Genomic DNA, 25,765 nt, shown 5'->3' with positions numbered 1-25,765 from the left:
ATCGACATTCAAATCCCGGCTTCTCTGGTAGCTATAGTGACAATGGTAATGATGTGTACCTTACTGGCATTGTCATTGTCCTCCGAGTGTGCGTTCAGCTTTGGGAGGACACCGGAACTTAATGCGGCGAGTCACGGCCATTGTGAATCTCGATTGGATTGGCGAATACGGCTTCCGGTTGGGCCAGATGTCAATGGTTATGCTTCATCCAGCTCATTACTGTAGTCATTGCCGTTCAGCTGAGCTGATGCTCCTCTCATTCTATGTGGCGACAACGGTAGTGAGCCCAGAAAGTGACTACCGTTGTCATGGCCGTCCAGTAGAGCGGGTCAACCTCTTAAATCACAGGGTGACAACGGTATTGAGCCCAGAAAGTCACTACCGTTGTCATGGACGTCTGGTTAAGCGGATCTACCTCTCAATTCACAGGGTGACAATGGTAGTGAGCCCAGCAAGTCACTACCGTTGTCATAGTCGTCCCGTTGAGCAGATCAACCTCTTAACTTACAGGATGACAACGGTAGTGAGCCTATTAAGTCATTACCGTTGTCATTGCCATCCAGAAGAGCGGATGATCCTCTCAATTCATACGGCGACAATGGCACTGAGCCCAGCAAGTCACTTCCGTTGTCATAGCCTTCCAGAAGAGCAGATGAGCCTCTTAATTAACAGGGTGACAACGGTAGTGAGCTCATTAAGTCATTACTATTGTCATGGCCGTACAGCTGAGCTGATCATCCTCTCAATTCACACGCCGACAATGGTAGTGAGCTATTAAAGTCACTACCATTGTCATAGACGTCCAGTTAAGTGGACCATCCTCTCAATACACACGGTGACAACGGTAGTGAGCCATTAGAATCACTACCGTTGTCATTGCTTTTCAGGTGCACTGATAAGGCTCTCAATAGACACGACGACAATGGCAGTGAGCAATTAGAGTCACTTCCGTTGTCATTGCTTTCAGCTGAGCTGATAAGGTACGTCATTTACACGATGACAATGGCAGTGAGCCAATCGAGTCACTACCGTTGTTAATGCCGACCAACCGAGGGAAGGGTCCGCTCAAAGAACTGAGTGACAACAGTAGTGAGATCATCCAATCACTACCATTGTCAGCTTAAACCTGTAGGACGAAGAGGCTTGTCCGATAAAATGACGACAATGGAAATGAGCCTATCCATCACTACCACTGTCATTAAAGTCCAGCGGTTCAACGTTAATCAGTAGCTCCGGATGACAATGGTTGTGAGTCAGGCAATTCCCAAGCATTAAGTGACAGCAGCGTAACACCTCTAAGCTCACTCCTGTTGTCAGGGGTTAGGGTATTGAGTCTCTACCGTCGTCAGTGTTTCTGAGACACCAGTATTGCAGATCACTACAATTGTCACTTAAGTATCGACGGGGGAATAGATGCAAGTGACTGGCTAACCAGTACCAGTTTAGATTCAAAACGATCCCATCTTTGTGGATGCACTTGAGTAAGCTCGTATGACGATATGTCAGAGAAGTGACAACGGGAGTGAGTTGCCGGACTCACTACCGTTGTCATCCCCGGTTGAAGGAAGAGGATCCCCGGGGCTGTATATTTACCGGGTATCCTTACTCAAGGGTTTCGACACTCACTCCCATTGTCGTAATCAACGAGTGTGCATTGTCTTTTAAAAGCATCGCTGGAAACGTACGATTAAAGTAACTTTTCTTTCGGTTCTTCCTTGCGAATCTCTGAAGACGTACTGGCTGATCGGAGTCAAGGAGGGCAGTAAAATTGAAGCCGTCAGTTTTACTGTCGGCTCCGGGTAGTTACTTCAACTCGTCGATCTGAATCATGAATTCTGAGGTGCCAACTTTCCCATTTTCGGAAGGATAAACGGGTAACAGAAGATTATCCCCCTGGCCCATATCTATTTGCACCTCAACTGACTCACCTGGAGCCGCCTGTGCCCCGTTAAATTTAATACCGAAGGCTGCATCCTTCCGCACAGTCAGCGTTGCGTTCTGGACCCCTTTAGCAATTTCTCCATTTGTCTTACGCAGAACGTTAGTGGACAGGTACGCAAGGGGTACGCCATCTGTCGTTTTGAGAGGCGAACTGACCGATAATGTGCGTAGATTATGTAACTGCACAAGGTTATTCGGTAGATAACTGAACTTCTGAGTATAGGTTTTGGTATTCGACTGACTATCGGCAACTGTTACGCTAATTGAATAATTTTCAGATGGTTCGAAATTTGGGAACAGCCTCGGATACTCAGGCATGTATGTATCTTTGCCTGCCGGTGACCACGTAAGCTCAACGTTATCAGCTGTGGGGCCACCTACGAGCTGAAGACGGGTTATCCTCGGGGTTGTCAGATTATCTGCCAGAGCGATCCTGAGGTTCTCCAGGCCGTACACTACCGTATCGTCTTTTACCGGCTTTCCGTCGAATGTTATGGCCACTGTCGGAGGAGTGTTATCCAGAGCAATTTCTCCGAAAGTTTTATTGGTCTGGTTCTGGAAGAAGTCCCTGATGTTGACCTCAACGTTGTATTTTCCTTCAGACTGACGGGATAAATCATAAGCAATCGTGTAGTTACCTGAGATACGAGATTTGATTACGCCTGTGGGTGACATCCGGGTACCGGTGTTCTTATCGGAAAGATAAAATTCCCTCAATGAGACCGAGTCGAACCAGTTACCATCGCCTTCAAGTGACGCCAGTACATCCAGCTGCTTGTTAGTCTCGTCATATGATATCGAGTTTATTACCGGCAGTTGTTTATTGTTCCAGCGTGTCATAATCCATTGCTCAGACCGCAAAATGGGATTGCTGATGCTGCGAACGAAGTAAAGGATCCTATTGTAGCCCTGGGTACCCAAGGCCATATCAAACGTCTCAGGCGCTTCACACGAGGTTTTTCCTGCCGGAATGGTGCAGGTCGCCTTACCGCCGATCTCTTGTGCAAAGGGCCGGGCTTCAACGTTAAAACGAAGTCGGGAAATTTTAATTGGCAGTCGTGATGAAGCCACACTCTCAAAATCCTTCCACTTAACCCAGTTCCCCTTGTCATCGAGGAAATCTACCCAGGTACCCGCAAATGCAGGCGTTTGGTTTGCAGATGGGTTTAGAACGAGGCTGTATGACGGATAATACCCTCCCCACTGGCCAAAGTTCGCCATACGAGCCATATCCCCATTAATTGAGCCATAGGGAAGAGTCATTTCAACATAAGCATAAGTGCTGTCTACAGCTATCTCTTTGGGGGCGGAATATTGATTGATGAACTGAAGCCCACCTTCTGAATAAGCACGGTAGTTAGATTTTGGGATCCGGTAGACTAATCGAATAGGGTTTTCGTTAACGACCATACCGGCTTTGTAAGCCGGATAATTAGAAACCCCGGGTACGACGCTGGAAGACGTATTTGGATCATGAACGGCCCACAGTGTCATCTCACCCAGCGTGTTGTCGTAGCGAAATTTTTGAGTTGGCAGCGTTCGGCTATTACCTGCGTTATCGAAGATAACAACTTTTGCAGTAAAGTCTTCATCCAGGTTGCTGTCTGGTATTCCGGTTCCCTTAACTGAATTCTTAGAGTAAGTGTGGTACATCTTTTGGCCGGATACGTCATACTGCATCTGTGTAGTGCTGTAGAGGCTACCGTCCTGCCTGTAAATATATATTAGGCCCTTATCAATACCATTTGCATCACTTACGCCCGAAGAGGTGAAGTCATACTGCCCCGTTGCCTCTAATCCAAGCTTCCACACGTCACCAGCGGTAGAGCCAGAACCAGTATTAGCGGTAAGAGCATTTGCCGCTGGAGGGGTGACATCAATTAGCCAGTTATAGTTATAGGTCGCTACAGGCTTCTGATTGAGATCTAACACGTTTATCTGAACGACAAATTTGCCTTCACCCAAAGCAGGCAAAGTTACTTTTTTGCCGTAGAACTCACTACCGTCAGCAGCTGTTAGTCGGTCTGATACACCCGTCCGTGTAGTCGTAGTATTAAGAATGACAGTTCCAGTGTCTTTCGTGACTTTGACATTAACGAAACGATCAAGACCTGAAATAAGTGTCAAAGTTACCGGTGATGCCGGATTAAGCATAAGACGAGAAGACGGGGCGTGGATCTCAATACCGTTCGTGTCTTTAAAGGCCGATTCATATATCTGAGCTGGGGCCTGAACAGACATACCGAGTCCGGCTACAGCAGTAATAAAAGCGAGATGTTTCATTCTTATTCCCCTTTAGGTTTGGTGTTATTTTAAGCTTTTCCTAAAGGTCACTATGTTCGTAAAAGTATAAAAAACTTCTCCATATGGTGCTCGAAATTACAAATCTATAATTTGCCTTTCGACAAACCTTATTGTGCGTTCAGGACGGAAATCTTTCTTTTTGGAATTACATCTGACATTTCTGTGGTGTCCAAACTGGCAACGATTGCAAAACTTATAACATTAGCCTGAAACTATCGGCATCCACATATCGCATTAAGTGATGCTTTTACTTTATGTAAAAAAGAATCAGGATAAATTAGGTATGTCAGATATAAATGCGTTAACGGACGGCATATATGAATCAAAACCTGGCGGCATTACGCCACCAGTCGAGAGGGGAGTGAACCTCAGTCAGTACGTCTACCTTCGTTCCGCAAGGCGCTTCTTGTTGTGAATTACAAACTGCCCTGGCGAGAACTGCATCATTTCACCCCTAGCAACACACGTGCCTCTTCAACGGTTTGCCAAGAAGGCATTGCTACGCCAGATTGAGTGCCGTTGCCCCTGCGCTCACCTGTGTCACATTCTACATAAAGACGCATCAGCATCGCTTCTGTTTCAGCGGCCCGGCTATTATCCATTACCAGTTCTGCTGCGCGTCGTAGCTGTTCTGGAATGTCATTCCACATTCCCGCACCACTTCTGTCTTTGTTAGTGAGCAAGTCTTCAATAGCAGATGAAGCCATGTTAAGCAGGTCAGCCGAAACTAAAGGCATCGGCGGGGCGGTATAGAGGATTCGACGTCTTCCGCGTCTGTCTGGATCGTATTTATCATAAAAAGCTTTGTTCACATCTTCCCAGTGCCACTGAAGTTGCCCGGTTGCGTCATGGTGGCAAAACTCGCACTGATAAACAGGCGCAATCGACATAACTGCCTTTCCAATACGTGCCAGTACAGCAACTTCGTCAGCTCTGAGACTCATTGCTTCGCTTGGGTTACTACCCTCGGCAAATTCCAAAATTTGTTCAATACGTTCTGGTGTGAAAGTGGTCATAGGCTTTGAAAACATATTTTTCCAGTTGTGCTTACCATATCATCAGGCATTAGGAGCGTTAGCGAATAATTAACAGGTCAGGACCAAAACTAAATCCTTCCCCCATACGGTCTTCATGACGGGAGACATATGCCTTACCGTATTTCTCCAGATCCTGTAAGCGATCTTTTGCCAGATTCCACGAGTATTCCTGGCCCCACACGGGTCCGTCACGCCCGTCAAAGCGGTCAGGTTTACAATTTGCTTTCAGAAGAGCGTAGACATGCTCCACCGTGGGTAGCTGCAAAGCACTATTAGCCTGAGAAACGGCAGTATGCGTCATTTCTGTTCACTCTTTATTGATTTAGTCAGTTAAGCCGGTCAGGTAACTTTAACCGGCTACTCGTATTAAGATTTCTTTCCGGTTGCTTGTCAGTTAGCGGCGAAGATCAATTTCAAGGCGGGCTGTTTTGACCTTTGTTCCGGACTCCCTAAATGTATCATCCGGAAGAGGCGAAATTTGTCCGCCAAGTTGTTTGACTCGCTCCCTGAGCGCTTTTGTCAGTGTGTCTTCCCGGAACAATACCCCAGCTGACAGAATGGCCTGTAAGCGACCTCGCTTAGCGAGCATTGCGATGGCATGCATGACATGTTTAACGTCAGAGCGTTTAAGGAATGGTGGATTCATAACGATAACATCAAAAGTTTCATCGGGCTGGTACCCAAGAAAGTCGGTATGCACCAGCTCGACTCCTGTGCTAAGGACACTATCGTTCTTCACTGCAAGGAATCGCTCATCGTTCAATTCGATCCCGGTAATCAATGCATCCGGAGCCGCCAGTTTTAAGGCTTTCAGAATGCGGCCATCACCAAACTCTGGCTCCAGTACACGCTCCCCGGCAGCTGGTTCAGCGCGTAGAACCATATCTGTGACTAAATTCTCAGGTGTAGGGAAGAAATTGAACAGATCTCGTGGGATGTCAACCGAACCTGTCAGAATGATTTGCTCGATACGCTCAGCTGCATCCGCCGTAAAAATATGTGCCTGCTCTTTTCGGTTCCATTTGCCACCGGCGGCTTCGAGCACTTTGTTTGTCTTAACATAAATGCTGCGGTCGAGCTGGTCGGCCAGGAAAAGAAAGTTCCCTTCAGCACGGCAGCGAGATAAGACGTTCAGAACTTCAGTTGAGATTTGCATTAAAACTCCATTAAGAGGATTTACCCGCCTGGCGGCAGCGGGTTGGTTACTTAAACGGGACAATTCAGATTTGGCCTTGGTTAGTCGGCAGACAACAGCAGGGATGGGCTGTTATAAGAGAAGCGGTCAACGGGAGCCTTATCAAATCGCTGACCGCTTGCATCAGGGGTCAGAACGAGTCCGTTATGGGCGCAATGAATGTGGAGCAACATATCCCCGCCGGTGTTGATGTGTAAGGCAGGCACACCCTGATCGATTTCGAACATGACACCAAAACAGGGGTTACCTTCCTTGTTAACAACTTCACAGTGGATGTTATGTTGGCCGGTAACGCTGACCTGATAGGCCTGACTGTCCTCTTCTGGCAGTGTTTCCTCCTCCAGGCGCCAGTCCTGAAGTGTGAGGCTAATTTCAGGGGTGTCATGCTCTTTCTGAAGAGCCTGGATACCTTTACGGAACAGCTGCATCATTTCAGGAGTAAGGCAGTCTTCCTCAGCTCCAAAATGTTCTTTCCAGCCTTCAGGATCTGCATACATCCAGACGTTTTTAGCGAGCGAAGGTAAGGAAGCATCAGGCTCTACAAGGAGGTGAGGGATGTTCTCTTTGATTCCGAGATAACGTACCGGCTGGCCATTAAGCGGTAACCCATCCGACACTGTAACTTCTGTTCCTGGCAAGACGACGCTGTTTACCAGACCTCCACAATGTTCGGCCACCACGCGGCCTAAATCTGCCATAAACATCCGATGCTTTTCTGGTGAGTCCAGCTCACCAAGGAGTTCAGGTTTAAGCAGTAAACCGGTAATAATCTCAGTCAGTTCACGAGGAGATACTAATTTATACATTTTGTTTTCCTTTTCTGTGTTGGCTTTATATTACCAATCCAGATGCACGAGCTAATAACCTCCAGACAACTTTTTCAAAAATTATTTACTTAAAGCAGGGTGCTAATATGCGCAAGAAATGAATTTAGGAAGGACGGCTTCAAATTTAACTTTTTGGTTTTTTATTTTAGACGGACTTTAAAATAGCATCGTTGATAAAATAATAAACATGGTTTGTTTTTTTGTTTGTATTGACAATCAAATGGGTATAAATTAATTTACTTACATGGCGTATATTTAACGCCACCGCCCCGGCGGCACCGGGCATAAAAGGAAAACCATTTTGAAACCGATGCTCAAAAAAGATTTTTTTTCAGCTATTGAAAACCTTCTCAAAGCTGGCTTTCAACCTCGCTTTTACACTGTTAACAGTGGCCGAATCGGTCTCATTACATTCACTGATAAAAATGGAACAAAACAGGTTGAACAGGTTTATTCCTGCACTTCTTTAGCCGCCAATACTTTTGGAAAGCGCTTCACCACTTGGTTAGAAGAAATTTTTCAAAAGCATAATGAAGAAAAAGTAGCTGATTCCGGGTTCGAGGTTGGTAGCCGTGTCTGGGATAAATTGATGTATACGTTGCGCACCATTTCAGAAATTCGTGCCGGGGGGGTGCTGGTGCTGGATAACGGTGCACAGCGTACACTGGATGAAGTGCAAAAAACGGCACCTGAAACAAACCAGGTGGAGCCAAAGGAAATCTCTTCACTTCAGGAGCTGCTGAACGCTTCCAAAAATCTGGAGCCGACTTCGCCTGAGCTAATTGCGGCTCTTAATGAGGCTCTGTCAACCGCCATAAAACGGTGAATGCAACGGCAGTCTGGCACATCAGGCCTTGTCAGAGATTAGGCCTGAAAAGCACTTACGTACCGATATAACACCTAATTCCCCTCTAAGGAGATTGCCCTAAATGGCGATGAATAAAAAAGAACAAGCCGCGTATGATGAGCTGGTGGCACAGGCCAGAATAAACCGCGCTTTACGCTGGTCTGACTATGGCGTTGAACGCGATATGCCCGTACCAGAGGTCTCGGGGGAATACCAAAACGGCTGGAGCTTCAACACCGCCACTGGCACTGTTTATCCGACATGGAGCGGAACTACGGTTCACGGCACACGGGAAGAGGGAGAGGTTGTCGATGCAACCTCCCGCCGCATGCGAGGCATGAATGGTAGCCAGAACGGCATACCACAATACAGCACCAAAGAACGCGCCCTGAAGGCATTACGCTGTTCGCTTGAAATCAAGTTTGCCATGCAGCTGGATGCCATAGATAAAGCTATCGCAAAAGAAATAGAGCTGTCCACCGCTCGCCGGGAGAGCGATACATCAGATGCCTAGCGGTAAACCATCAATTCAGGCCCGTGATCAGAGGGGCCTTAACGCCCTGAAAGAGGCGGTTCCAGCGACGGCACAACTACAGATGCGGGTTACCCCTGAACGTAAACTGCGTTACGTCAATCAGGCAAAGGCCGAAGGTCTGGGTCTAACAGACTGGGTCCAAAAGCATATGGATAACGTGTGTGATCTGGCAGGCCAGCCTGAAATAACCATGTACAAAGATGATGGAGAAACAAGTGGCCAAAAATAACAACAGTCTCAAACAGCATGTCTTCAATATGCTGTCGGCTGGCAGCGAACTTAAAGAAGTGAAGCGTTTTCTCACCAGCAAGCGAGTTAAAGCCCGCCTGGCAGTGTCAATGATCCACGAGCAGGCGATTGCTGTGCAGAACACTGAATACCAGAATTATCCGGCTTATAGCTAACTGGTAACAACAATTACAGAGAGATACTTAAAATGAGCGTAAACCCAGAATACACCAGGGTTCAGCATGTCCAGATTATTCGCGAGCGAGATGGGCAGAAGGAAGTTGTTCGAGTCTATGATGAAGATGGCGACGTGGTTCTGTGTTTACCTGCCTACATTCAGGATGAGGAAATAAATCTTATTCTGCGCCGGTTGAATGACGTATATTCAGTCGGATATCGTGTAGGTGATGCAGCCCGCCGCCGCGCCATCAAAAAAGCGCTGGGGGATGATGAGGAGTAAGGCCATTTTTACTGGCAAGATATCTGTATACCGGAGTCTTTAGAGTACGTTCTAATGGCTCCGGATTATTAATACTGTTTTACTCATGCAATAAAAAGCAAACCAAAATTCTTTCGCTAATTCATTTTTAAATGCTCAAATCATTAAATGTAAGGAGCGTTATTTATCAATAGGTATGGCGTTCTTAATGGCTATTAAGCTAGTTCTGCTTTCGCTTGCTTCTGGAAATTAGGGAAACCTAATTTTACCCTATCAAAAAGTAACTTTTCTGGTTTTGTTGCATTCACGTAAACAAAAAAGTCCCGCCGGGCAGAAAAGAAAAACATCAAAAATAGCTATTTTCCCGAAAAGATCACGAACACTGAAAAAGTATCATGGGGAACCTGATCAGGAGACAACCCATGAAAATCAAACTAGCCCTGCTTATTGCATTTGCAGGTTTCAGCGCAGGAGCTTCCGCTGAAATCGCAGAATTCAGCTTTAAAGATACCCTGAACGTTAAAAAGACCGTATCGCCTGCATCCGTATGGATTAATCCGGTAACGAGCTTTGACGTTGCCGTTATTTCCGGTCTGGACCGTTATATTACGCTCAGTCTGCTGAAAAGTGACGGGAGCCTCATCTGGAGCACGAAAAGCAGCCTGGTTACCGTTGATGACCGTACCACATCTTCGACAGGCTTTGATTATTACGGCAAGACTCTGACCGTACCAGCGATGGGAGAAGATAGCTTCACCCTCAGAGAGGTGATTACCGACTTGCAAGGGAAGGAGGTCTCCCGGCAGGATTACCCGCTTGCAATTGACCGAACGCCTCCGGCAACGGGTACCATAAGTTATACGAGAAATGGGTGGAACTTTGGCAGCGAAGCGATCTTCACTTCAGTACCAGCCGGTATGCAGTACGCCAGCGTCCAGGCACTGGTCTTTAATGGACTGAGTGATAAAGGTTCCGGGCTTGCTAATGCTGAATATTTCATAACCGATGCCGCTGGAGTGGAGCGTAAAAAGCCAGCGGAAATTAATACAGTGGAAGGTAGCGTAACCGTTCAAGTCGCCGACGCAAGCAGCAATGCCCTGGCACCGGAAAACCGCTCTGAATATAAAGTGGGGATCTACCTTTATGACAAAGCGGGAAACAGGAGCGAACTAAGCCGCCGAAGCGTAATTGATCGGGTTAAGCCTGACGATATCATCCAGGTGCAGGACGCCACTACCGGATCATGGGTCTCCTATCAGTCTGGCATGACCGTCTTCCAGAACCCTATTTCCGTACGGGTATTAAGGAAGAAAAGTGACTTTACTGCTGTTAACGGTTCCAAATATGGCTGGGCGGACTCGAATTTCCAGACGTCCGATAGCACTTATAATATCTATACTTTCAAATACATATATCCAAATGTGGGGGATACTTATCATGAATTTCAGACTCTGGCGGGAGGAGTAAGACGAATTCATCATAACTCCCTCAACTTCACTCCAGCCCCGGCGATGGAAATAGCCCCGAAGATAGTGGCTAAAGAGATGTACCGGAGTGATACCAGTGAGTGGTTAACTCAGGCCTCAATCAGCGTTAAAACCGCCACCATTAGCCGCATAAAGGTAACCGCAGAACCCCGACCATACGTGCAAAAGTTCAGAACGGTAAAAAATGCAGCCTGGTTCTGCACTATTCCTGTCGGACAAAGTTCATGCGAGATGACGGTTAACTTCAACTACACCAGTGACAAAGGATTTGAGTATCTGCATCTTTACTCGGGAAAAGATGGTGACAGCATATTCGATGCGCTTGCTGGTAATTTTACGGTTATCTGGGATAACAACCCACCGGTGGTTAATGTCGCTCAGGTAAACAAGGCCTCCAAGACAATCACTATGACGGCCACCGATAATGATCGCGTCAACGCCTGGAACATCAGCTACTGGGATACCAAAGTTTTCGAAGCCACCCTTAAAAATGCCCGGGGGGAAACTTTCACCCTGAAGCCTGTGACTGTCAGTGAAAGCGATTATAAAACCAAAAACGCCACTTTCTCATACGCTGGTCTACCGGACGGGGATTATACGGTTGTTAGCGTGTCTGCCACGGATCTTGTTGGAAACACAGGAACCAAAACGCTTAATGCACCGCTGAAAATTGACTCAACGCTTCCGGTTATTGCGTTCAGCTTTAATGGCGCAGACGCAGAAGGAAAACTGGTTAAAGGGCTTGAGAACCTACGCATAAGCGTTACTGATGCCTCTGGGGATGCTTCCCTGATATCGCTTCAGCTCGCTGGTGGACCTAACTCTGAAAAGGTCACCCTTGCATTCACGCCGCTATCCAAGGATGTCTTTATTCCTGAATACCCCAGAATCTTCCCCAATACTGACGAATCGGGACAGATGTATCATCTGGAGGCTCTGGCTATTGACGAATCAGGTAACCGGACCACTAAAACGCTTAATTTTACCTACCAGCCAGCTAACCTGATTATGCTGGATAATCTCAAGACGCTGGCCACAGCCGTAGCACTGAAAGCAACGGACAACACGCCGCTGGCCATCATCCGAACCAGTGTGTTGCGTCGTCAGGACGGTTCTATCATTACCGGACAGTTAAACGGAACCCTGACTGTTCAGAAAAACGCCCAGTTCGGCGTTACGGTTGCCGGAGTTACGGTCCAGCCTGGTGAAACTAAATCGCTGTCACTGGATCTTGGTAATGGTGAAGAGCGCACATATCCCGTTACTCCCGCTGTAAGTGGTCAATCTGGCACGGCCACATTTACTATAGAATTCCCTCAAACATAAACCCTACACAAGGGTACGGTAGTATGCCGTACCCTGTTACGCCATCCTCAATGTAAAATGTAGAGTTGAGCATGACTTAATTATTACTTTCTCATTAAGTGTCTCTTAAACTGCAAACGGGAAAGTAATATTCCCGAGACGGGAAGGACTCCTTCCTTTTGGTTATAATCTATGATGCTAAACTGTGTAATTACACCGGAACAATGTCCTCGTTTAAATCGCTGGCACCAGTACATGATTTATCCATGAATGCTTTTTGATGCAATTTTACTTCAGAATGCTCTTAATTTTTTAAACAAATTATATTTGAATCCTTCGTGTATAAATTTGCAGCCCCTCTCTCAATGTTTTTTTAAAATATTTACTCTCAGGTTATTAGCCAGTAGATTCATTCTGTCATGATTACTCCAGAACTAACCGGAGGAATCACATTATGACCAAATATTATGATCGCAGTGGAATTGAAATCTCCAGCGCAAAAATCCGCTGTGTTGATTCTGTAAAAGGTACTGCGGAATATACTTTTCGTATTGTTTGCGATAAATGCAATGGGCGGGGAGAGCGTAAGCATTTTTATAGAAGTCGCTGTATGGCTTGTAAAGCCACGGGTTACAGCCTCGAAACGACCCGTACTGCTTACACGCTGAATGCGCTGTACCGCATTAATGCGCAAGCTGCCCGCAAAGTGTCAGCATCCCTGCAAGACGAGCGTTTAAGGACTGAAAGCGCCCACAGTTCTGCGTTCACAGCATGGTGCAGGTCTCATCAAAAAATGGTTGATGCAATCACCCAACAATCCAGTAGTAATAATTTTCTGGAAAGCCTTAAGTCTTCTTTAACCCACCAGCGTCAGTTAAGTGATAAGCAGCTGGCAGTTGCCGCCCGCATTTTAGGTATTCATTAATTCAAAGCCCTTTTAATTTAATTTTAAGGTCAATTATTACGGAGGAACTATGATCCATTCATTTAAAGACAGACGGCTTGAAAAGTTCTTCCGTAATGGAAAAACAACGGCAGGTATTCCTTCTGAAATTATTAACGCGATTCTGTGTCGACTTGAAACGCTGGATAATGTCCAGAGTGAGCGGGAGTTATTATCCAACAGCTTGCGTTATGAACGCTTAAGAATGACGTCAAACCGTTATTCCTCCATTCGAGTAAACTCTAAGTATCGATTATTCTTTGAATGGAATGATGGCGCACATAATGTTCATTTGTCTGCACATGACTATAAATCGCTCATCCATTAAGGTTAAAAATGAAGCTATTTTCAATTTCATCCCGGGATACAAGCATGGACGCGATGTTTTATATCCAGGCCAGTACTAAACAACAGGCAAGTTACATATTTAGTACCCTTTCCCCGAAGCCTACTGCGAACTGCCAGCTTACAGATTTGCAGAATGAGACGGTCGTCCCTTCCATAAGCCCTATTTCGCTTTCACTTAACCCCTGGTCGATCAATTCCCAGTCCCGAACCCGGGAACTGCGTATGGCCACGCATGGTCTTAACCTGATCTGTGCAGTCACGGATGAGCATACCCGTCAGATAGTTGACTTTTGCGATAACCTTGGACAGCAGCTTAAGGATCCGGACGACAAAAGCGCCTGGGTTAAGCTCATTAATTCTGAATGCGCTTTGCTTAATTCTCCGCGTCTCTATCCCGTTCTGCTTGAGCCGGATACACCGGCACAATTTGAAATCTTTGTGCCAGCTCCGGAAGATGGAGAACACGACACGGTCATAGCCAGCGTTGTTAAAGAATGTTTCGGAGATGAATGCCGGTACAGAGTAACGGACAAAGCTTTTGCAATGTCGGAAAAGCCAGTCATCAGGCTGGAAGCTCATTTCAATGACAAACGCGAAAAGGTTTTAGAACTGACCTTTTCCTGTTTCAATCTTTCACTCTCAGCGTCCGTGCATGAAAACCAGCTACGTCAGATTTTGTTACTTTGCGAAGACTTTGGCGTAAGGCTTCAGGGTAGAGCAGGGGCATCCTGCCACGTTAATATGCGCAGTGCTTACCGTCGTCTTGCTCATGTTGGCACCGGCTCTCGCCCAGGTGATGACAGTGATGTGCGGGTCTATACCTCGTTAAAAGAAGAAAAAGATGTTAAGAGGCTGCTTGATAAGTCAACCAGGGGAAGTGAGCTTGTACCGGCGAGGCACGGGCAGCAGTTTAACGGGGTCTTAGTGAATGCCACACCCGCATCGGCCACTACTGGTTTCATTTACCTTTCGCATGATTTTCCGGAAGGCCAGTTTATGATGACAGCCGAGGTGTTGCATGTTGGAATTACACCAGGCGGTATTTACTACATTGAAACACTGGACGGTTACCGGTTTATCGTGACAGCGTTTGAGAAGGGATTAATGAACGGTTTGAGGGAGTTTATAGCTGCAAATGAGGAATATTTTAAGTATTACCGCTGGTCTTAGTATCTGAGCTGAAACCGGTAGGCCAGGGAAGGCAACCGGGAAAATGCAATTTAACCTGATCCTATACCTACGACTATCTTTATCCACTTATAATAGCCTCACCAAATTATAATGCCCGATCACCGCATTTGCTTAAACCTCACATATTCTTCTTATGCTTCCCCTGATAATCTACGACCGAAAGACAAAGGAAAGTGAATACGAAATAAGATTTATGAGCACATAAAAGTTACTTTTCCTTGGTGGCACATCACAAACATTGTGGGTTTCATAATCCTTTTTGTTATTTAAAAAGGATGTGTTCAATTCTAATTAAAGGTGGTATTTTTTTTGAAAGTTTGCTGGGAGGTTATTAGCTGGGGGGATGGGTAACAGTATAATAAGTACAGATGAAAAGGAGGTTTTATGAAAGCGTTAGACGTGGTTTCAACTCAACTCAACTTTATTAATCTGTTGGATCAGGCAGGATATGCTCTTTCAGAAATTGTTGTAAAACGCTTCAGTGCTGCACCAGCCTTTAACGAAGGGCACTGGTTGTTCATTGCAGAGCAGGATAACCGCTACATTGAAGTGGTCTGTATTCTCTCTTTAGCTTCAGAAAGCGGAGAGCAGCATATTGATGTTTTTATTAATATGTTCGAAGACCCGATTGATGATGTTATTTCACGAAACATTGAAACCAAAACCTTTGCGACGCTTTATAAATACATTGAACGTATACCTTTTACTCCGGGTGTAAAGAAAGAATTCTTGAGCAGTATTGAGAACATCAATTTTAGTTAATCAAAAACCACAACTTTTTGCCACCAAGTTATTAGGTAATGCTATCAACCTGATATAATTACCTTAACATGAATATGAGCGGAGCCGGGTTATGTCTAATAATACTGAAGTCATTAGCTGTGATTTATTTTCAACTCTATCTTCACTTAATTTTAGCACCGAGGATATTACAGGTTTGACTCCGGCCAACTTTCGAAAGGGAGCTTTCTTACATGCAAAAATTTCTGCTAGCCAGGCCACGCGAGCGACTGATATTTCCATTCAATTACTCACGGATCGTGTTTCAGGTGAAATGAACTACGTAATAGTAATTGGCAGGCACGAAGGACTCCTGCAAAGCGAAGCAATTGACCCAAACGCTGATAAGCAATACCGGGAAAACCGTTATTCTCGCCATTTTATCTCAGTAACCGATGCCAATACCAAAGCCCTGAAAAAAACCTGCAAGGTAATGAAAACATATATCAAAGAGCAGGCATTTAAGCCTAACACCTGGGGGCACAGTTTCATTAAGGGTTGATTTATTCTTGCCCCGGTGAGCCGGGGCAACGCTAAATTAACCTCAAACTGTGCTGGAGGCACAAATGTCTGAAAAACACTTTATCGTTAAAATCCAGAACCGAAACGGCGACCATGAGAATAGCTATGTTCGGTTACTCGTCAGCGATTGTGAGAAAAATGCTTGCCAGACGGCACTCATTTCAGAGTGCCATGGCGAGCTTGAACAGCTGAGTTTTGAAGACGGTGGGGTTTACGACTACAACGGCGAAAATCACTACAGTGTCAGGAGCTGCGTGGAGGTTGCTCCAGAAGACGTTGCAACTTTGCAACGCTTCCTTTAACACCTGCGACATTTGATTAAATATCGGGCGTCCGCTACAGGATGCCCGTGATTTAAACGATTCCTCAAAGATCGCTGTCACTCCTGATAACTGTATTAAGAGCAGGTTTGTGATAGGTTCAGCGTAACAACATTACTGGAATTTTGGTTGCCTTGATGAAGAGCTGCTTTTCTGATTTACCCGTTAAAGACGGCACGTCCGGAACCTGGAAACTGGACACATTCGAAATTACCGCAGATAAGGCGATGAGCCTCGCCCTTCGTGCCGAGTATACAGGTAATACAGACGAGTTTATCCCGCCCGGTAGATATCGGCGTTTGTCCAACGGCTGGGATGTGGTGATGTCCAATACCCCGATGGAGATCAGAACCTGCCAGGATTTTTTAGAGCGAGCCACCGGGCGCGTGCTCATTAATGGTCTTGGTCTGGGGATGGTGCTTCACGCCATTCTTCAAAAAGAAGATGTAACCCATGTAACAGTAATTGAAAAAGAACAGGACGTTATTAACCTCGTTGCGGCCTCGTTTGCAAACGATCCTCGCGTTGAAATTATCCATGCTGATGCAATGATGTATTGCCCACCAGCAGGCGTCACGTACAACGCATGCTGGCACGACATATGGCCAGACTTCGCAACAGCTAACCTCTCACAGATGGATAAGCTGGAAATTAAGTACCGGGACATCTGTGAATGGCAGGGCTCGTGGGGCAGGGAGGAGTGTGAGCAAAAGCACATTGAGTTTCAAAATCTTGGGGCTGATTGAGTACAACTTTTGAAGGTGTCTCCGCTAAAGAAGACTGGGTCTCTTTGCGCATGCCCAGCTGTGCTGCATGACCTGACAAAGCCTATAAATAAACAGATCGGTTTGATTTAGTAATCCCCCTTCCAACCATCAGGCCGATATTTAAACTGCATCTCCATTAAGGATGGCTGATGAGCACGATTTCTACGGATTTAATTGCACGGATCTACGCAGCCTCCGAATTGCCGTTGAGCAACGACGAGCTTTATCGCGAAGTGCAGCGTGAAACTGGCATGTCGGATGCCGAATTGCACGAACTGAAAGAATTTGGGTCAGATAAAACCAGAACCAGCGGCGTCAAACACAAAGTACGCTGGTTTCAGCAGACTCTTCGGCAGGCCGGAGTCATCGAACGCGTTCCAGAAAAACGGGGCGTCTGGAGATACTCCTCTAAGACGAAAACAAACCTACACGAGTCATGGGAAAAGCTCTGTGTTGTCGGTTTCTCAACTTCTCTTGGGGCATCGGTTTTTGGAAACGCCTATGCCTTCTTCAGCAATATCACAGAGCAAATTCATCTTTGCCTGACCTCGCCGCCTTACCTCCTTCGAAATTCAAGAGACTACGGGCATGGCGGGGGGCGTGGCGAGCAGGTTTATATTGACTGGCTTCTGCGTATCCTCGAACCGATCGTGAAACAGCTTGTACCCGGCGCAAGTGTGGCATTGAATATCACTCAAGATAGCTTTAATAGGGGCAGGCCTTCACGTTCTCTGTATCTGGAGCGTCTGACACTGGCATTATGTGACAAGCTGGGGCTTGAGCTCATGGACAGGCTTCAGTGGGTGAATCGCAGTAAGCCCCCATCGCCAACGCACTGGGCATGTAAGCAACGAGTGCAGCTCTGCTCATCGTATGAGCCTGTGCTGTGGTTTACCAATGATGCGAGTAAGGTTCGTTCAAACAACTTACGTGTACTGCAACCGCATTCAGAGCAGCATCTTAAATTGCAGGCAGCAGGCGGTGAAAATCGCACGACCTTTTATGGTGATGGGGCGTACCAGCTTAAAAGCGGATCCTTTGGAAATAAAACAGAAGGAACGATCCCCAAAAATACTTTGTTTTACGGCAATAGCTGCGCTGATACGAGATTTTGCCATTCCATTGCCCGCGAGCTAGGTTTTCCGCTGCATGGTGCAACGTCTCCTACCAGGCTTGCAGCGTTTCTGATTGAGTTTTTGACAGAGCCGGGAGATCTTGTTGTAGATCCCTTCGCTGGCCTGCATAAAGTTCCCATCGCAGCCGAGCGACTTGGCAGACGTTGGCTGGCGACGGACAAAATCATGGAATGGCTGGCGATTTCCCGAAACCTTTTTACGGCCGCACCGGGATATAAGAGTAACCCCATGCTGGACGAGCTCGCCGAACTGTATCGGGCTTAATGCAAGTTAACGGTTTTGATAAAGTGGTTTGAAGCGACAAGCGGTTTATTCATTTTGCATTGTTTCTACCATAAAATGACAATATTAACGGCTTAGCATACGCCGCAGAGATAATTAGGGTGCCATTCATTTCCGGTTGTCTGTATTAACGAGTGTATTCAATATTCACTTGTTTCTCCGATATAGACCCAACAAAAAAAACTGATGGTTGTGATACAGAACTTGTTGAATTAACATCCGGTACATTAACTATATTGGTAATTTAGACGGTTTCTAAATTAAAGGTGGACAGATATGAAGTCAGATACAGAAATGGTTTCTCCTATCGAGTTGCACATTGGCGATCATGTCCAGCGGCATGGTGCTTTATTTGAGGTTATGCATATTGTTGAATCCGAATGCGATATTCCCGGCGGCATCCGGGTAGCAGCATGCATTTCACGGGTTATCGGTGACGTTACGGGCAATATTCCTCGTGGTTGGCTGGAAACACCGAAGCGTATGGCTGAGCGAGGAGTTAAGTGGGCGACGAGTCTGCCTGAGGGGCTTTACTTTAACATCCAGGGGAACGCACATGCGAAAGTAAGCCGGGTTATTCGTAATGTGACTAATTGAAACTTTTTTCTGAATTGCGGTGTAAAAGTTACTTTTCACCGCATCGTTTTCCCTAACTACTAAATCAGAGCTTCTCTGAAATAAGCGGATTTAACCGCTAGCGATTTATTCAGGCCATTTTATTCTAATCATTATCCTACACTTCAAAAATATTCATTATTTTTTCTTCTGACCTATTAGCCAGAATTCTCGATTCGGTATCATTTACTTACGGTAAATCTTTTGAAAACGAGGTAAATGGCATGCATTCTCAGGATCCTATCACGAAATTAACCCAGACGTTGCAACGCGACGATGGTTCTCAGGTTCGTATTGTAGCGCAGCGGGGATATGGAAGTGGGCTTACAGCCTCGCTTGATGTGTACGTTCTCCGTCGTGATTCCTCTGAAAGCAACTGGTCACTGTGCGGAAAAGATCCTCACCCAGAGTGGAGAAAGATGTCAGTAGATGAGTATCAGAAATTTGGACGCTCTGAAATGCTGCGTTATGCCACACCAGGTGAAATTCTCAGGGTGGCATCCGCTATTGGCCAGCCAATGAGCTTCCTCGATGGCAACCCTGCGTTTTAGCCCGAACCCTGGCGACGCCTTTTAAACCGGCGTCATTCTTTTTACGAGCAACAGACGGAGAAAAAATGAATCTGAACGAACGAAGCACGAGCGCAGCAACGCCAGATTTGAGCCGACTTTATCTCATTTCCGGGCGCATTATGTTTGATGATGATGATCAGGCCTACCTGGTCGAAGCCGACTCCCCTGGTGATGCAGAGGAGGCTTTCCGGCATCATATTGCTGACAGTGCCGACGACTTAGAAAAGGTGATTATAGTTTCCTCTACAAGTTTCGCTTCAGCTCACAGCAGTCGCGTAATTTGTCGGCCTGCCGTGAAGTAATTTCAACTTCCAATGATATTTCCCTCTTTATAAAAGCCGCCGTCTGGCGGTTTTTATTTGCAAAAATGAATATTAATCCTGAATGATATTAATTTAAGATGAGGTAGTGTTCATATTCTTCTTCTTAATATTTTTTCTAAAAAAACGCCTTCAGGTTATTAGTTGGTATTAGTGTATTTGTTATGATCTTCTCATCAAATACATTAATTAAATAATCAAGGAGTCAACTGTGGCAGATAATTATACTCAGGCGTCGTTTATTATTCCCTGCACTCAGGAGCAGGCAAAAATGGCACAAGAAGCAATCACATTCGTTACCGAAGCAGAAATTGCAGAAGGTGAGCGTTTGCTTGATAAGCCACTGACAGATTGTTCTCTGACTGAGAAGCTGATCCTCAGTATTATCGAGAACCACCCTGAGTATGACCCTTCTGAGCCGAGCTTTGGGCAACCATCCTGCCCAGACTGCAATTATGAACTGTTGTTCGCAACAGAAGTTACCAGCAGTGGGCTGGCAGTTTTTCATGGAGAGACCATTGATCTTGACCATGCAATTTGCCTCACAACTGCCGTGCTGTCGGTATTCGACCTCTCGGAAATGGTAACAATTACTGCTGCATTTACATGCAGTAAAAGCCGGACAGATGAATTTGGGGGTATGACTATTCTGGTCACAAAGGATACCCACTATTACCAGGATGGCTGTCAGTTTTCTCGTCTCATGAATGAGGCTCACAAAGCCGGTATCCAGTATGCTCTGTGTAAAGTGACGCATTACCACGGTGAGAGCAGCTATGTGGCAAGCTATGTCCTGAGCTGCGACGTAGCGGATTCAGCCCAGGAGGTCGTTAACAAACGACTGAAGGCATGTGCCGGAAAAGAGCCAGAAGACGGAATCTATATTCTGTGTGAAGAAGACAACACTAGTCTTTCGGTCGAACTCGTTACAGAACTGTCTCCGCTCGATTACGACAAGCTGAGCAAGCTTCTCCCTTCCCTTGACACCCTTTGCGGCGCTTAAGCCTGCCAATTACCGTAGCCACCGGTTTCCCCGGTGGCCTGGAGCCTGCCATGACCAATAAATTCATAGTTTCTACCGTTGATTGTATCAATGAATTTGCAAGTGACGTTCCGCAGAGTGTTTCCTTACGGATAGATACAATGCTTGAACAGCGTATCCGCAAATTGGCGGCATACGTGAAAGAAAACGATCTTCATTTAACTGAGTTTTACTTCTATGAGGCTTTGTTGAATAAATCGAACTTTTGCTGAGTTGAAGGATCAGATCACGCATCTTCCCGACAACGCAGACCGTTCCGTGGCAAAGCAAAAGTTCAAAATCACCAACTGGCCCACCTACAATAAAGCCCTCATCAACCGTGGCTCCATAACTTTCTGGCTGGATGATGAAGCTATTCAGGCCTGGTATGAGTCGGCAACGCCTTCATCACGGGGAAGACCTCAGCGCTATTCTGACCTTGCCATCACGACTGTGCTGGTCATTAAACGCGTATTCAGGCTGACCCTGCGCGCTGCGCAGGGCTTTATTGATTCCATTTTTTCTCTGATGAACGTTCCGCTACGCTGCCCGGATTACAGCTGTGTCAGCAGGCGGGCAAAGTCGGTTAATGTCAGTTTCAAAACGCCCACCCGGGGTGAAATCGCACACCTGGTAATTGATTCCACCGGGCTGAAGGTCTTCGGTGAAGGCGAGTGGAAAGTCAAAAAGCATGGCCAGGAACGCCGCCGTATCTGGCGTAAGCTGCATCTCGCCGTTGACAGTAAAACACATGAAATCATCTGCGCTGACCTGTCGCTGAACAACGTTACGGACTCAGAGGCCTTCCCCGGGTTAATCCGGCAAACCCACCGGAAAATCAGGTCAGCCGCCGCCGATGGCGCTTACGATACCCGGCTATGTCACGATGAACTGCGGCGTAAGAAAATCAGCGCGCTTATCCCGCCCCGAAAAGGTGCGGGTTACTGGCCCGGTGAATATGCAGACCGTAACCGTGCTGTTGCGAATCAGCGGCTGACCGGGAGTAATGCGCGGTGGAAATGGACAACAGATTACAATCGTCGCTCGATAGCGGAAACGGCGATGTACCGGGTAAAACAGCTGTTCGGGGGTTCACTGACGCTGCGTGACTACGATGGTCAGGTTGCGGAGGCTATGGCCCTGGTACGAGCGCTGAACAAAATGACGAAAGCAGGTATGCCTGAAAGCGTGCGTATTGCCTGAAAACACAACCCGCTACGGGGGAGACTTACCCGAAATCTGATTTATTCAACAAAGCCTCTTTTCTTTTAAAAATAAATTATTCAGATTTATTTTCTATTGATTTAATGAGGTAGGGAATGACAGAAAGTGCTTTGCTTTTGCGAGAGGCATTTAATGAATCGGTTAACTATATGACATGGTCTTTTTATTCACTGATAACTGCTTACGTTTCGATGGCTTTTTATGATAGAGTTGAGGTTAAGACCCGAATAAATAATTATCTGAATAAGTTACTTTTCGTGATTGCTATGTCCGTTTTTATCCCAAATATGTACTTTGTTTCAATGGTGTTCAGTCAGAAGTTAGGCACCGCAGCTGGCGTTGCGTCATTCATTATTGGGCTACTTTTCATGATGTTAAACTCGGCACCTGTAATTACTGGTATCGTACAGCAGCGCAAAGATTGAGTTTTATGAGTATAGTCAGTTGGGTTTTCATCTGTTTTATCAGACTTAGAAAAATGAAATCTTTCAATTCATTGATTTTAAACGCAAAAAAATTTCTAAATGATCAGAATTATAGGGTGCTCATTTTGCACAGCAGTAGGGGTTGACCATTCAATGGAAACGCTCCTTCGAACTGACCCGGAGAAATACGGTTATCAGGCTGGCCTGAGTCGTCTTCAGCGATTTCTTTCTAAGATCCAGTACGACTGGAGCCTGCGGGATTATATCGGTCGTAAAGTGTTCGAAGGCGGATATGTGCGTCTTCAACCCAATATCTTTTCTTCGTCCCTGACTGAACGTCTTTTTCATGCCTGTTGCAGCCTTGATTATGTTGAAGCAAGACGTGCGGCAGAGCATCGCAGAAAGCTACTTTCCGGCGAGGTTGACGATACGGCTTATAACCGTCGTATGGCTGAGCCACAATTTCGGCTTGTACAGGAAGCAAACGTGATCCACGTTGATTTCCTCTGGTCGTTGCACTGTTTCAACCCTCGCCCGTTTCGGGCAATTGAGATCTATCGCAGGGTCTGGGAAGAGGCCGATCTGGACCTTCTTGAGGATGAGCCTGACATGCAGCCTGTGCCCCGTACACCAATGCCAGCTCCACTCTGGATGAAACTGCCCGGAGGCCGGTTCGGTACAGCTTATGATGGACTGACTGATACGTTGCCGCTGATGACCTATTTTGACGGGCAGGCTGACCCCAGGGCTTCACGTAGCCTAAAGACCGGAGAGAGCAGTTCTGTCGTCGTGGCATTCGAGGAAGAGGATGAGCTGACTGTTGAAGAAGATACGGCGTCCTGGATTATCTGGCATGAATACGACGGGTTACGCCAGCGCATCGCTGACGGTGAGTTTACTCCAACGACTGCTGCTCAGTATCTTCTTCGTTATGGCGCGGTCCGAATTTCAAAAGGCAAGGGCGCTGTCTATCATCGTCTCGCACAGCGGGGACAAACCTTTTCCCGCCTGGGGATAGGCGACAGAGTGTCGCTTCCAGAGCTGGTTGCCAGTCGGCGTTTTAAAATACTCAGTGATTCTGCATACCGTCAGGTTGTAGCCCGGAAATTGCGTGGACAGATAAAAAAGTTCAGATTCTGGGCATGCGTAGCTGCCTGTGTTCAGTTGCACGTACACAACAAGACGGCACTCGGAGAAAGAATTTTAACGTTACTCGAAGGTGAGAGGGAACAGCAACAAGGTGCGATCCAGGCGAAGCTGAAGGCGGGAATGATGGATGCAGTTCTAACTCTGTGTAACCAGCGACTCCGGGTGAAAGAAAATACTAACCAGCCAGAGGAGTTCCGCTATTACCGTGCCGTAAGAGCTCGTTTCATGCGCCATTTATCTGAATGCCTTAAGCCAGAAAATGGCGGCGTTATCCGTGACGTTATCTGGGAACTGAGGGTGCTGAGCAGTGCTCACGGTACGACCAAAACAGGTTTTTACTATGTCGATAGCAATCGCCCGACAGCGAAAGGACTGTTAAACCGCCTTCTGATGAGGATGGTCAAGCAGGTCGTATAAGCGTCTGAAACGCGAAACACACGAAAATGGAGGGGTTATACAAAAAAAACTTAGCTTTGATCGTGATGTAATGTGGACATCATGTCCAAGCGTTGCTGCATCCAGAAAAGTAACTTTAATCCTGTTGATACAGCCCTTGCATTACCTGTTTACGCATAGCGTGGAAACGTTCTAATTAAACCAGACGAATATAAATTTAAATTAATTCACTCACCCCCGGAATCGGGGAACTAAACAAAAGGATCATCAATGCAAAATCAAAATACACCCGCTCAGGAAAAACACACCGTATACCTTTTTAATGCCGAACATGCTGACAAGACAGCCGCCAAGCAAGCCGGGAAACTCTTCACGCTGGACATTGAACACCCAATGACCCTCAACGATCTCTCGCTGCTGTGTGAGTCGGTCGCGGACGCTGTGGGAGCACCTGGCGGAATTAAATATGAAATCACAACAGAGCCTAATGGGGTTCAGGAGGAATACTGAATCAGTGTGGTGTGAGTCCATTTTAATTTGACGTTTCATGAGTTCTATCGAGAGGCTGAAGTATGACTTTGAAAATGGAAAGTTCCCGGACTTCCAAGCCTGAGGGGCCATTTGTATTAATCACTTTTGAGGGGGACGAATTTCTTTTTGATGACAGACATAATGTCGTCAAGATAAATGGCAGGCCTAAAAAAATGGATGTAAAGCGAAATTATTTTGAGTCCGATCTGGGAGAAGGGAAAGCGAAATACTGGACTTTAAATATCGAAGAGGCTCATCGGTTCAATTCGATTGATGAAGCGACAGAACAACTTTGTAAACTGAGTCGCCCTCATCTGATCAAAATTCGCAAAGTTGAGGGGGTATCTGAATGACCAAAGAGATGTTTTTACGCATTTTAAATGAGGCACAGGCTCGTGTGGATAACGATTCGCTTCCGCTTGATGTTCGTATCCGGTCACGCACCACGGTAAATGATTGCGTCATCCGGGCAGATAAAGAGGGGTGGCCTATTGAGTATAAACAGAAGGTCTGGGTAGATGCAGTCAGTGGCTGTTATCTTTAGCGGTTACTTAAGCCAGTTCCTGTGCCCGTGAGCTTAGTAAAGGCGGAAAATGATATGGTCAAGGTGATAAATATCAACGGGAATTTAGTTGAATTACCTGAGCCCTCAGCAAAGTTATCCAAAGCTGAATCACCTGATGGTAGGTTCTCAAAACCTAAAAATAAGATCTCTAAAATACAGCGAGCTGAGCTGCGAATGAAATTTGGGGGGCGTTGTGCCTATTGTGGTTGCAAGCTTCCTGAAAAAGGGTGGCATGCCGATCATGTTGAGCCTGTTCGACGCGACTTTGAACTGGTGAGAGCCCCTGTCGGCAGCGGCGTAACTCATGTTGCCCGAAGTACGGGTAAGGTTATGCACCCTGAACTGCATGCTATAGAAAACTTATTTCCATCATGCGCCCCCTGCAACCTTTTTAAAGGAGCTTTTAGTGTTGAAGGAATGAGAAAAGAAATGGCACTGTTGCAAATAGTCGGTGGTGATAAACTTATCATCCCCTTTTGCTGATGGAGCTGCACATGAACCCATTCAAAGGCC

General features: G+C 46.3%; 30 protein-coding genes. 25 read left to right on the top strand and 5 right to left on the bottom strand.

Annotated features, from left to right (window positions below; translation table 11 throughout):
- Positions 1-1,803: 1,803 nt before the first annotated feature.
- The 5 genes from ACOTYB_RS11540 to ACOTYB_RS11520 form a co-directional block, all read right to left on the bottom strand.
- On the bottom strand, positions 1,804-4,224 hold the full coding sequence (locus ACOTYB_RS11540; protein ID WP_000681217.1) for an Ig-like domain-containing protein: 2,421 nt from the start codon (positions 4,222-4,224) through the stop codon (positions 1,804-1,806).
- A gap of 464 nt (positions 4,225-4,688) precedes the next feature.
- Entirely contained in the window at positions 4,689-5,276 is a 588-nt protein-coding gene (locus ACOTYB_RS11535) for a hypothetical protein (protein WP_000491820.1), read from the bottom strand.
- A gap of 43 nt (positions 5,277-5,319) precedes the next feature.
- Positions 5,320-5,583: a hypothetical protein gene (locus ACOTYB_RS11530; RefSeq protein ID WP_000149862.1), complete on the bottom strand. Its 264-nt coding sequence runs from the start codon at positions 5,581-5,583 to the stop codon at positions 5,320-5,322.
- A gap of 93 nt (positions 5,584-5,676) precedes the next feature.
- Complete coding sequence (locus tag ACOTYB_RS11525) at positions 5,677-6,438, bottom strand: methyltransferase (RefSeq protein WP_001447802.1); 762 nt, start codon at positions 6,436-6,438, stop codon at positions 5,677-5,679.
- Between the two features lie 80 nt (positions 6,439-6,518).
- On the bottom strand, positions 6,519-7,283 hold the full coding sequence (locus ACOTYB_RS11520; RefSeq protein ID WP_000277498.1) for a hypothetical protein: 765 nt from the start codon (positions 7,281-7,283) through the stop codon (positions 6,519-6,521).
- A gap of 331 nt (positions 7,284-7,614) precedes the next feature.
- Between ACOTYB_RS11520 and ACOTYB_RS11515 the strand changes: the two genes are divergently transcribed.
- From ACOTYB_RS11515 to ACOTYB_RS11395, 25 genes are all read left to right on the top strand, one after another.
- The gene (locus tag ACOTYB_RS11515) at positions 7,615-8,130 is read left to right on the top strand and encodes a hypothetical protein (protein ID WP_012695482.1); all 516 of its coding nucleotides are present in this window, start codon (positions 7,615-7,617) and stop codon (positions 8,128-8,130) included.
- 103 nt (positions 8,131-8,233) lie between these two features.
- Positions 8,234-8,665, top strand: a complete 432-nt coding sequence (locus tag ACOTYB_RS11510) for a hypothetical protein (RefSeq protein WP_001251242.1) — start codon at positions 8,234-8,236, stop codon at positions 8,663-8,665.
- 236 nt (positions 8,666-8,901) lie between these two features.
- Complete coding sequence (locus ACOTYB_RS11505) at positions 8,902-9,090, top strand: hypothetical protein (RefSeq protein WP_001107529.1); 189 nt, start codon at positions 8,902-8,904, stop codon at positions 9,088-9,090.
- A gap of 32 nt (positions 9,091-9,122) precedes the next feature.
- Positions 9,123-9,374, top strand: a complete 252-nt coding sequence (locus ACOTYB_RS11500) for a hypothetical protein (protein WP_000115760.1) — start codon at positions 9,123-9,125, stop codon at positions 9,372-9,374.
- Between the two features lie 401 nt (positions 9,375-9,775).
- Positions 9,776-12,166, top strand: coding sequence for an Ig-like domain-containing protein (locus ACOTYB_RS11495; protein WP_000694552.1), 2,391 nt, complete (start codon positions 9,776-9,778; stop codon positions 12,164-12,166).
- A gap of 433 nt (positions 12,167-12,599) precedes the next feature.
- The gene (locus tag ACOTYB_RS11490) at positions 12,600-13,070 is read left to right on the top strand and encodes a hypothetical protein (RefSeq protein ID WP_000170639.1); all 471 of its coding nucleotides are present in this window, start codon (positions 12,600-12,602) and stop codon (positions 13,068-13,070) included.
- Between the two features lie 49 nt (positions 13,071-13,119).
- Complete coding sequence (locus ACOTYB_RS11485; protein WP_000581857.1) at positions 13,120-13,416, top strand: type II toxin-antitoxin system RelE/ParE family toxin; 297 nt, start codon at positions 13,120-13,122, stop codon at positions 13,414-13,416.
- 44 nt (positions 13,417-13,460) lie between these two features.
- Complete coding sequence (locus ACOTYB_RS11480; protein ID WP_000339750.1) at positions 13,461-14,606, top strand: hypothetical protein; 1,146 nt, start codon at positions 13,461-13,463, stop codon at positions 14,604-14,606.
- 405 nt (positions 14,607-15,011) lie between these two features.
- Entirely contained in the window at positions 15,012-15,389 is a 378-nt protein-coding gene (locus tag ACOTYB_RS11475) for a hypothetical protein (protein ID WP_000645320.1), read from the top strand.
- 91 nt (positions 15,390-15,480) lie between these two features.
- Positions 15,481-15,909 carry a hypothetical protein gene (locus ACOTYB_RS11470; RefSeq protein ID WP_000069824.1) on the top strand — a complete coding sequence of 143 codons (429 nt, stop codon included), beginning with the start codon at positions 15,481-15,483 and terminating at the stop codon, positions 15,907-15,909.
- Positions 15,910-15,973: 64 nt separating this feature from the next.
- A complete protein-coding gene (locus tag ACOTYB_RS11465; RefSeq protein WP_001290639.1) occupies positions 15,974-16,231 on the top strand; it encodes a hypothetical protein in 258 nt (85 codons plus the stop codon).
- 155 nt (positions 16,232-16,386) lie between these two features.
- Positions 16,387-16,995 (top strand): hypothetical protein, encoded by a 609-nt coding sequence (locus ACOTYB_RS11460; protein ID WP_000833775.1) that lies wholly within the window; start codon positions 16,387-16,389, stop codon positions 16,993-16,995.
- A gap of 170 nt (positions 16,996-17,165) precedes the next feature.
- Entirely contained in the window at positions 17,166-18,416 is a 1,251-nt protein-coding gene (locus tag ACOTYB_RS11455; RefSeq protein WP_000104393.1) for a site-specific DNA-methyltransferase, read from the top strand.
- A gap of 294 nt (positions 18,417-18,710) precedes the next feature.
- Positions 18,711-19,031, top strand: coding sequence for a hypothetical protein (locus ACOTYB_RS11450; protein ID WP_000834113.1), 321 nt, complete (start codon positions 18,711-18,713; stop codon positions 19,029-19,031).
- Between the two features lie 242 nt (positions 19,032-19,273).
- Positions 19,274-19,600: a hypothetical protein gene (locus ACOTYB_RS11445; RefSeq protein ID WP_000556022.1), complete on the top strand. Its 327-nt coding sequence runs from the start codon at positions 19,274-19,276 to the stop codon at positions 19,598-19,600.
- Between the two features lie 65 nt (positions 19,601-19,665).
- Positions 19,666-19,923 carry a hypothetical protein gene (locus tag ACOTYB_RS11440; RefSeq protein WP_001052325.1) on the top strand — a complete coding sequence of 86 codons (258 nt, stop codon included), beginning with the start codon at positions 19,666-19,668 and terminating at the stop codon, positions 19,921-19,923.
- Positions 19,924-20,152: 229 nt separating this feature from the next.
- The gene (locus tag ACOTYB_RS11435) at positions 20,153-20,944 is read left to right on the top strand and encodes a hypothetical protein (RefSeq protein WP_000774871.1); all 792 of its coding nucleotides are present in this window, start codon (positions 20,153-20,155) and stop codon (positions 20,942-20,944) included.
- 50 nt (positions 20,945-20,994) lie between these two features.
- Complete coding sequence (locus ACOTYB_RS11430) at positions 20,995-21,195, top strand: hypothetical protein (protein ID WP_022646497.1); 201 nt, start codon at positions 20,995-20,997, stop codon at positions 21,193-21,195.
- A gap of 1 nt (position 21,196) precedes the next feature.
- Positions 21,197-22,165 (top strand): IS5-like element IS903B family transposase, encoded by a 969-nt coding sequence (locus ACOTYB_RS11425; RefSeq protein ID WP_072223036.1) that lies wholly within the window; start codon positions 21,197-21,199, stop codon positions 22,163-22,165.
- A 116-nt stretch (positions 22,166-22,281) separates the two neighbouring features.
- A complete protein-coding gene (locus tag ACOTYB_RS11420; protein ID WP_000140246.1) occupies positions 22,282-22,611 on the top strand; it encodes a hypothetical protein in 330 nt (109 codons plus the stop codon).
- Between the two features lie 153 nt (positions 22,612-22,764).
- Positions 22,765-24,177 carry a hypothetical protein gene (locus ACOTYB_RS11415; RefSeq protein WP_022646499.1) on the top strand — a complete coding sequence of 471 codons (1,413 nt, stop codon included), beginning with the start codon at positions 22,765-22,767 and terminating at the stop codon, positions 24,175-24,177.
- Between the two features lie 249 nt (positions 24,178-24,426).
- The gene (locus ACOTYB_RS11410) at positions 24,427-24,666 is read left to right on the top strand and encodes a hypothetical protein (protein ID WP_001180999.1); all 240 of its coding nucleotides are present in this window, start codon (positions 24,427-24,429) and stop codon (positions 24,664-24,666) included.
- Positions 24,667-24,728: 62 nt separating this feature from the next.
- A complete protein-coding gene (locus ACOTYB_RS11405; protein ID WP_000172888.1) occupies positions 24,729-25,040 on the top strand; it encodes a hypothetical protein in 312 nt (103 codons plus the stop codon).
- Positions 25,037-25,231 carry a hypothetical protein gene (locus tag ACOTYB_RS11400; protein ID WP_000159617.1) on the top strand — a complete coding sequence of 65 codons (195 nt, stop codon included), beginning with the start codon at positions 25,037-25,039 and terminating at the stop codon, positions 25,229-25,231. Before ACOTYB_RS11405 ends, ACOTYB_RS11400 begins: the two co-directional genes overlap by 4 nt.
- Before the next feature lie 54 nt (positions 25,232-25,285).
- A complete protein-coding gene (locus ACOTYB_RS11395) occupies positions 25,286-25,735 on the top strand; it encodes an HNH endonuclease (protein ID WP_000241453.1) in 450 nt (149 codons plus the stop codon).
- Positions 25,736-25,765: the final 30 nt, after the last annotated feature.

This window comes from Enterobacter cloacae complex sp. IR5450 (assembly GCF_049238665.1).
Lineage (GTDB): Bacteria > Pseudomonadota > Gammaproteobacteria > Enterobacterales > Enterobacteriaceae > Enterobacter > Enterobacter hormaechei_C.
Note: the sequence above shows the minus strand (reverse complement) of the source record. Positions and strands in the feature narration are given on the sequence as shown.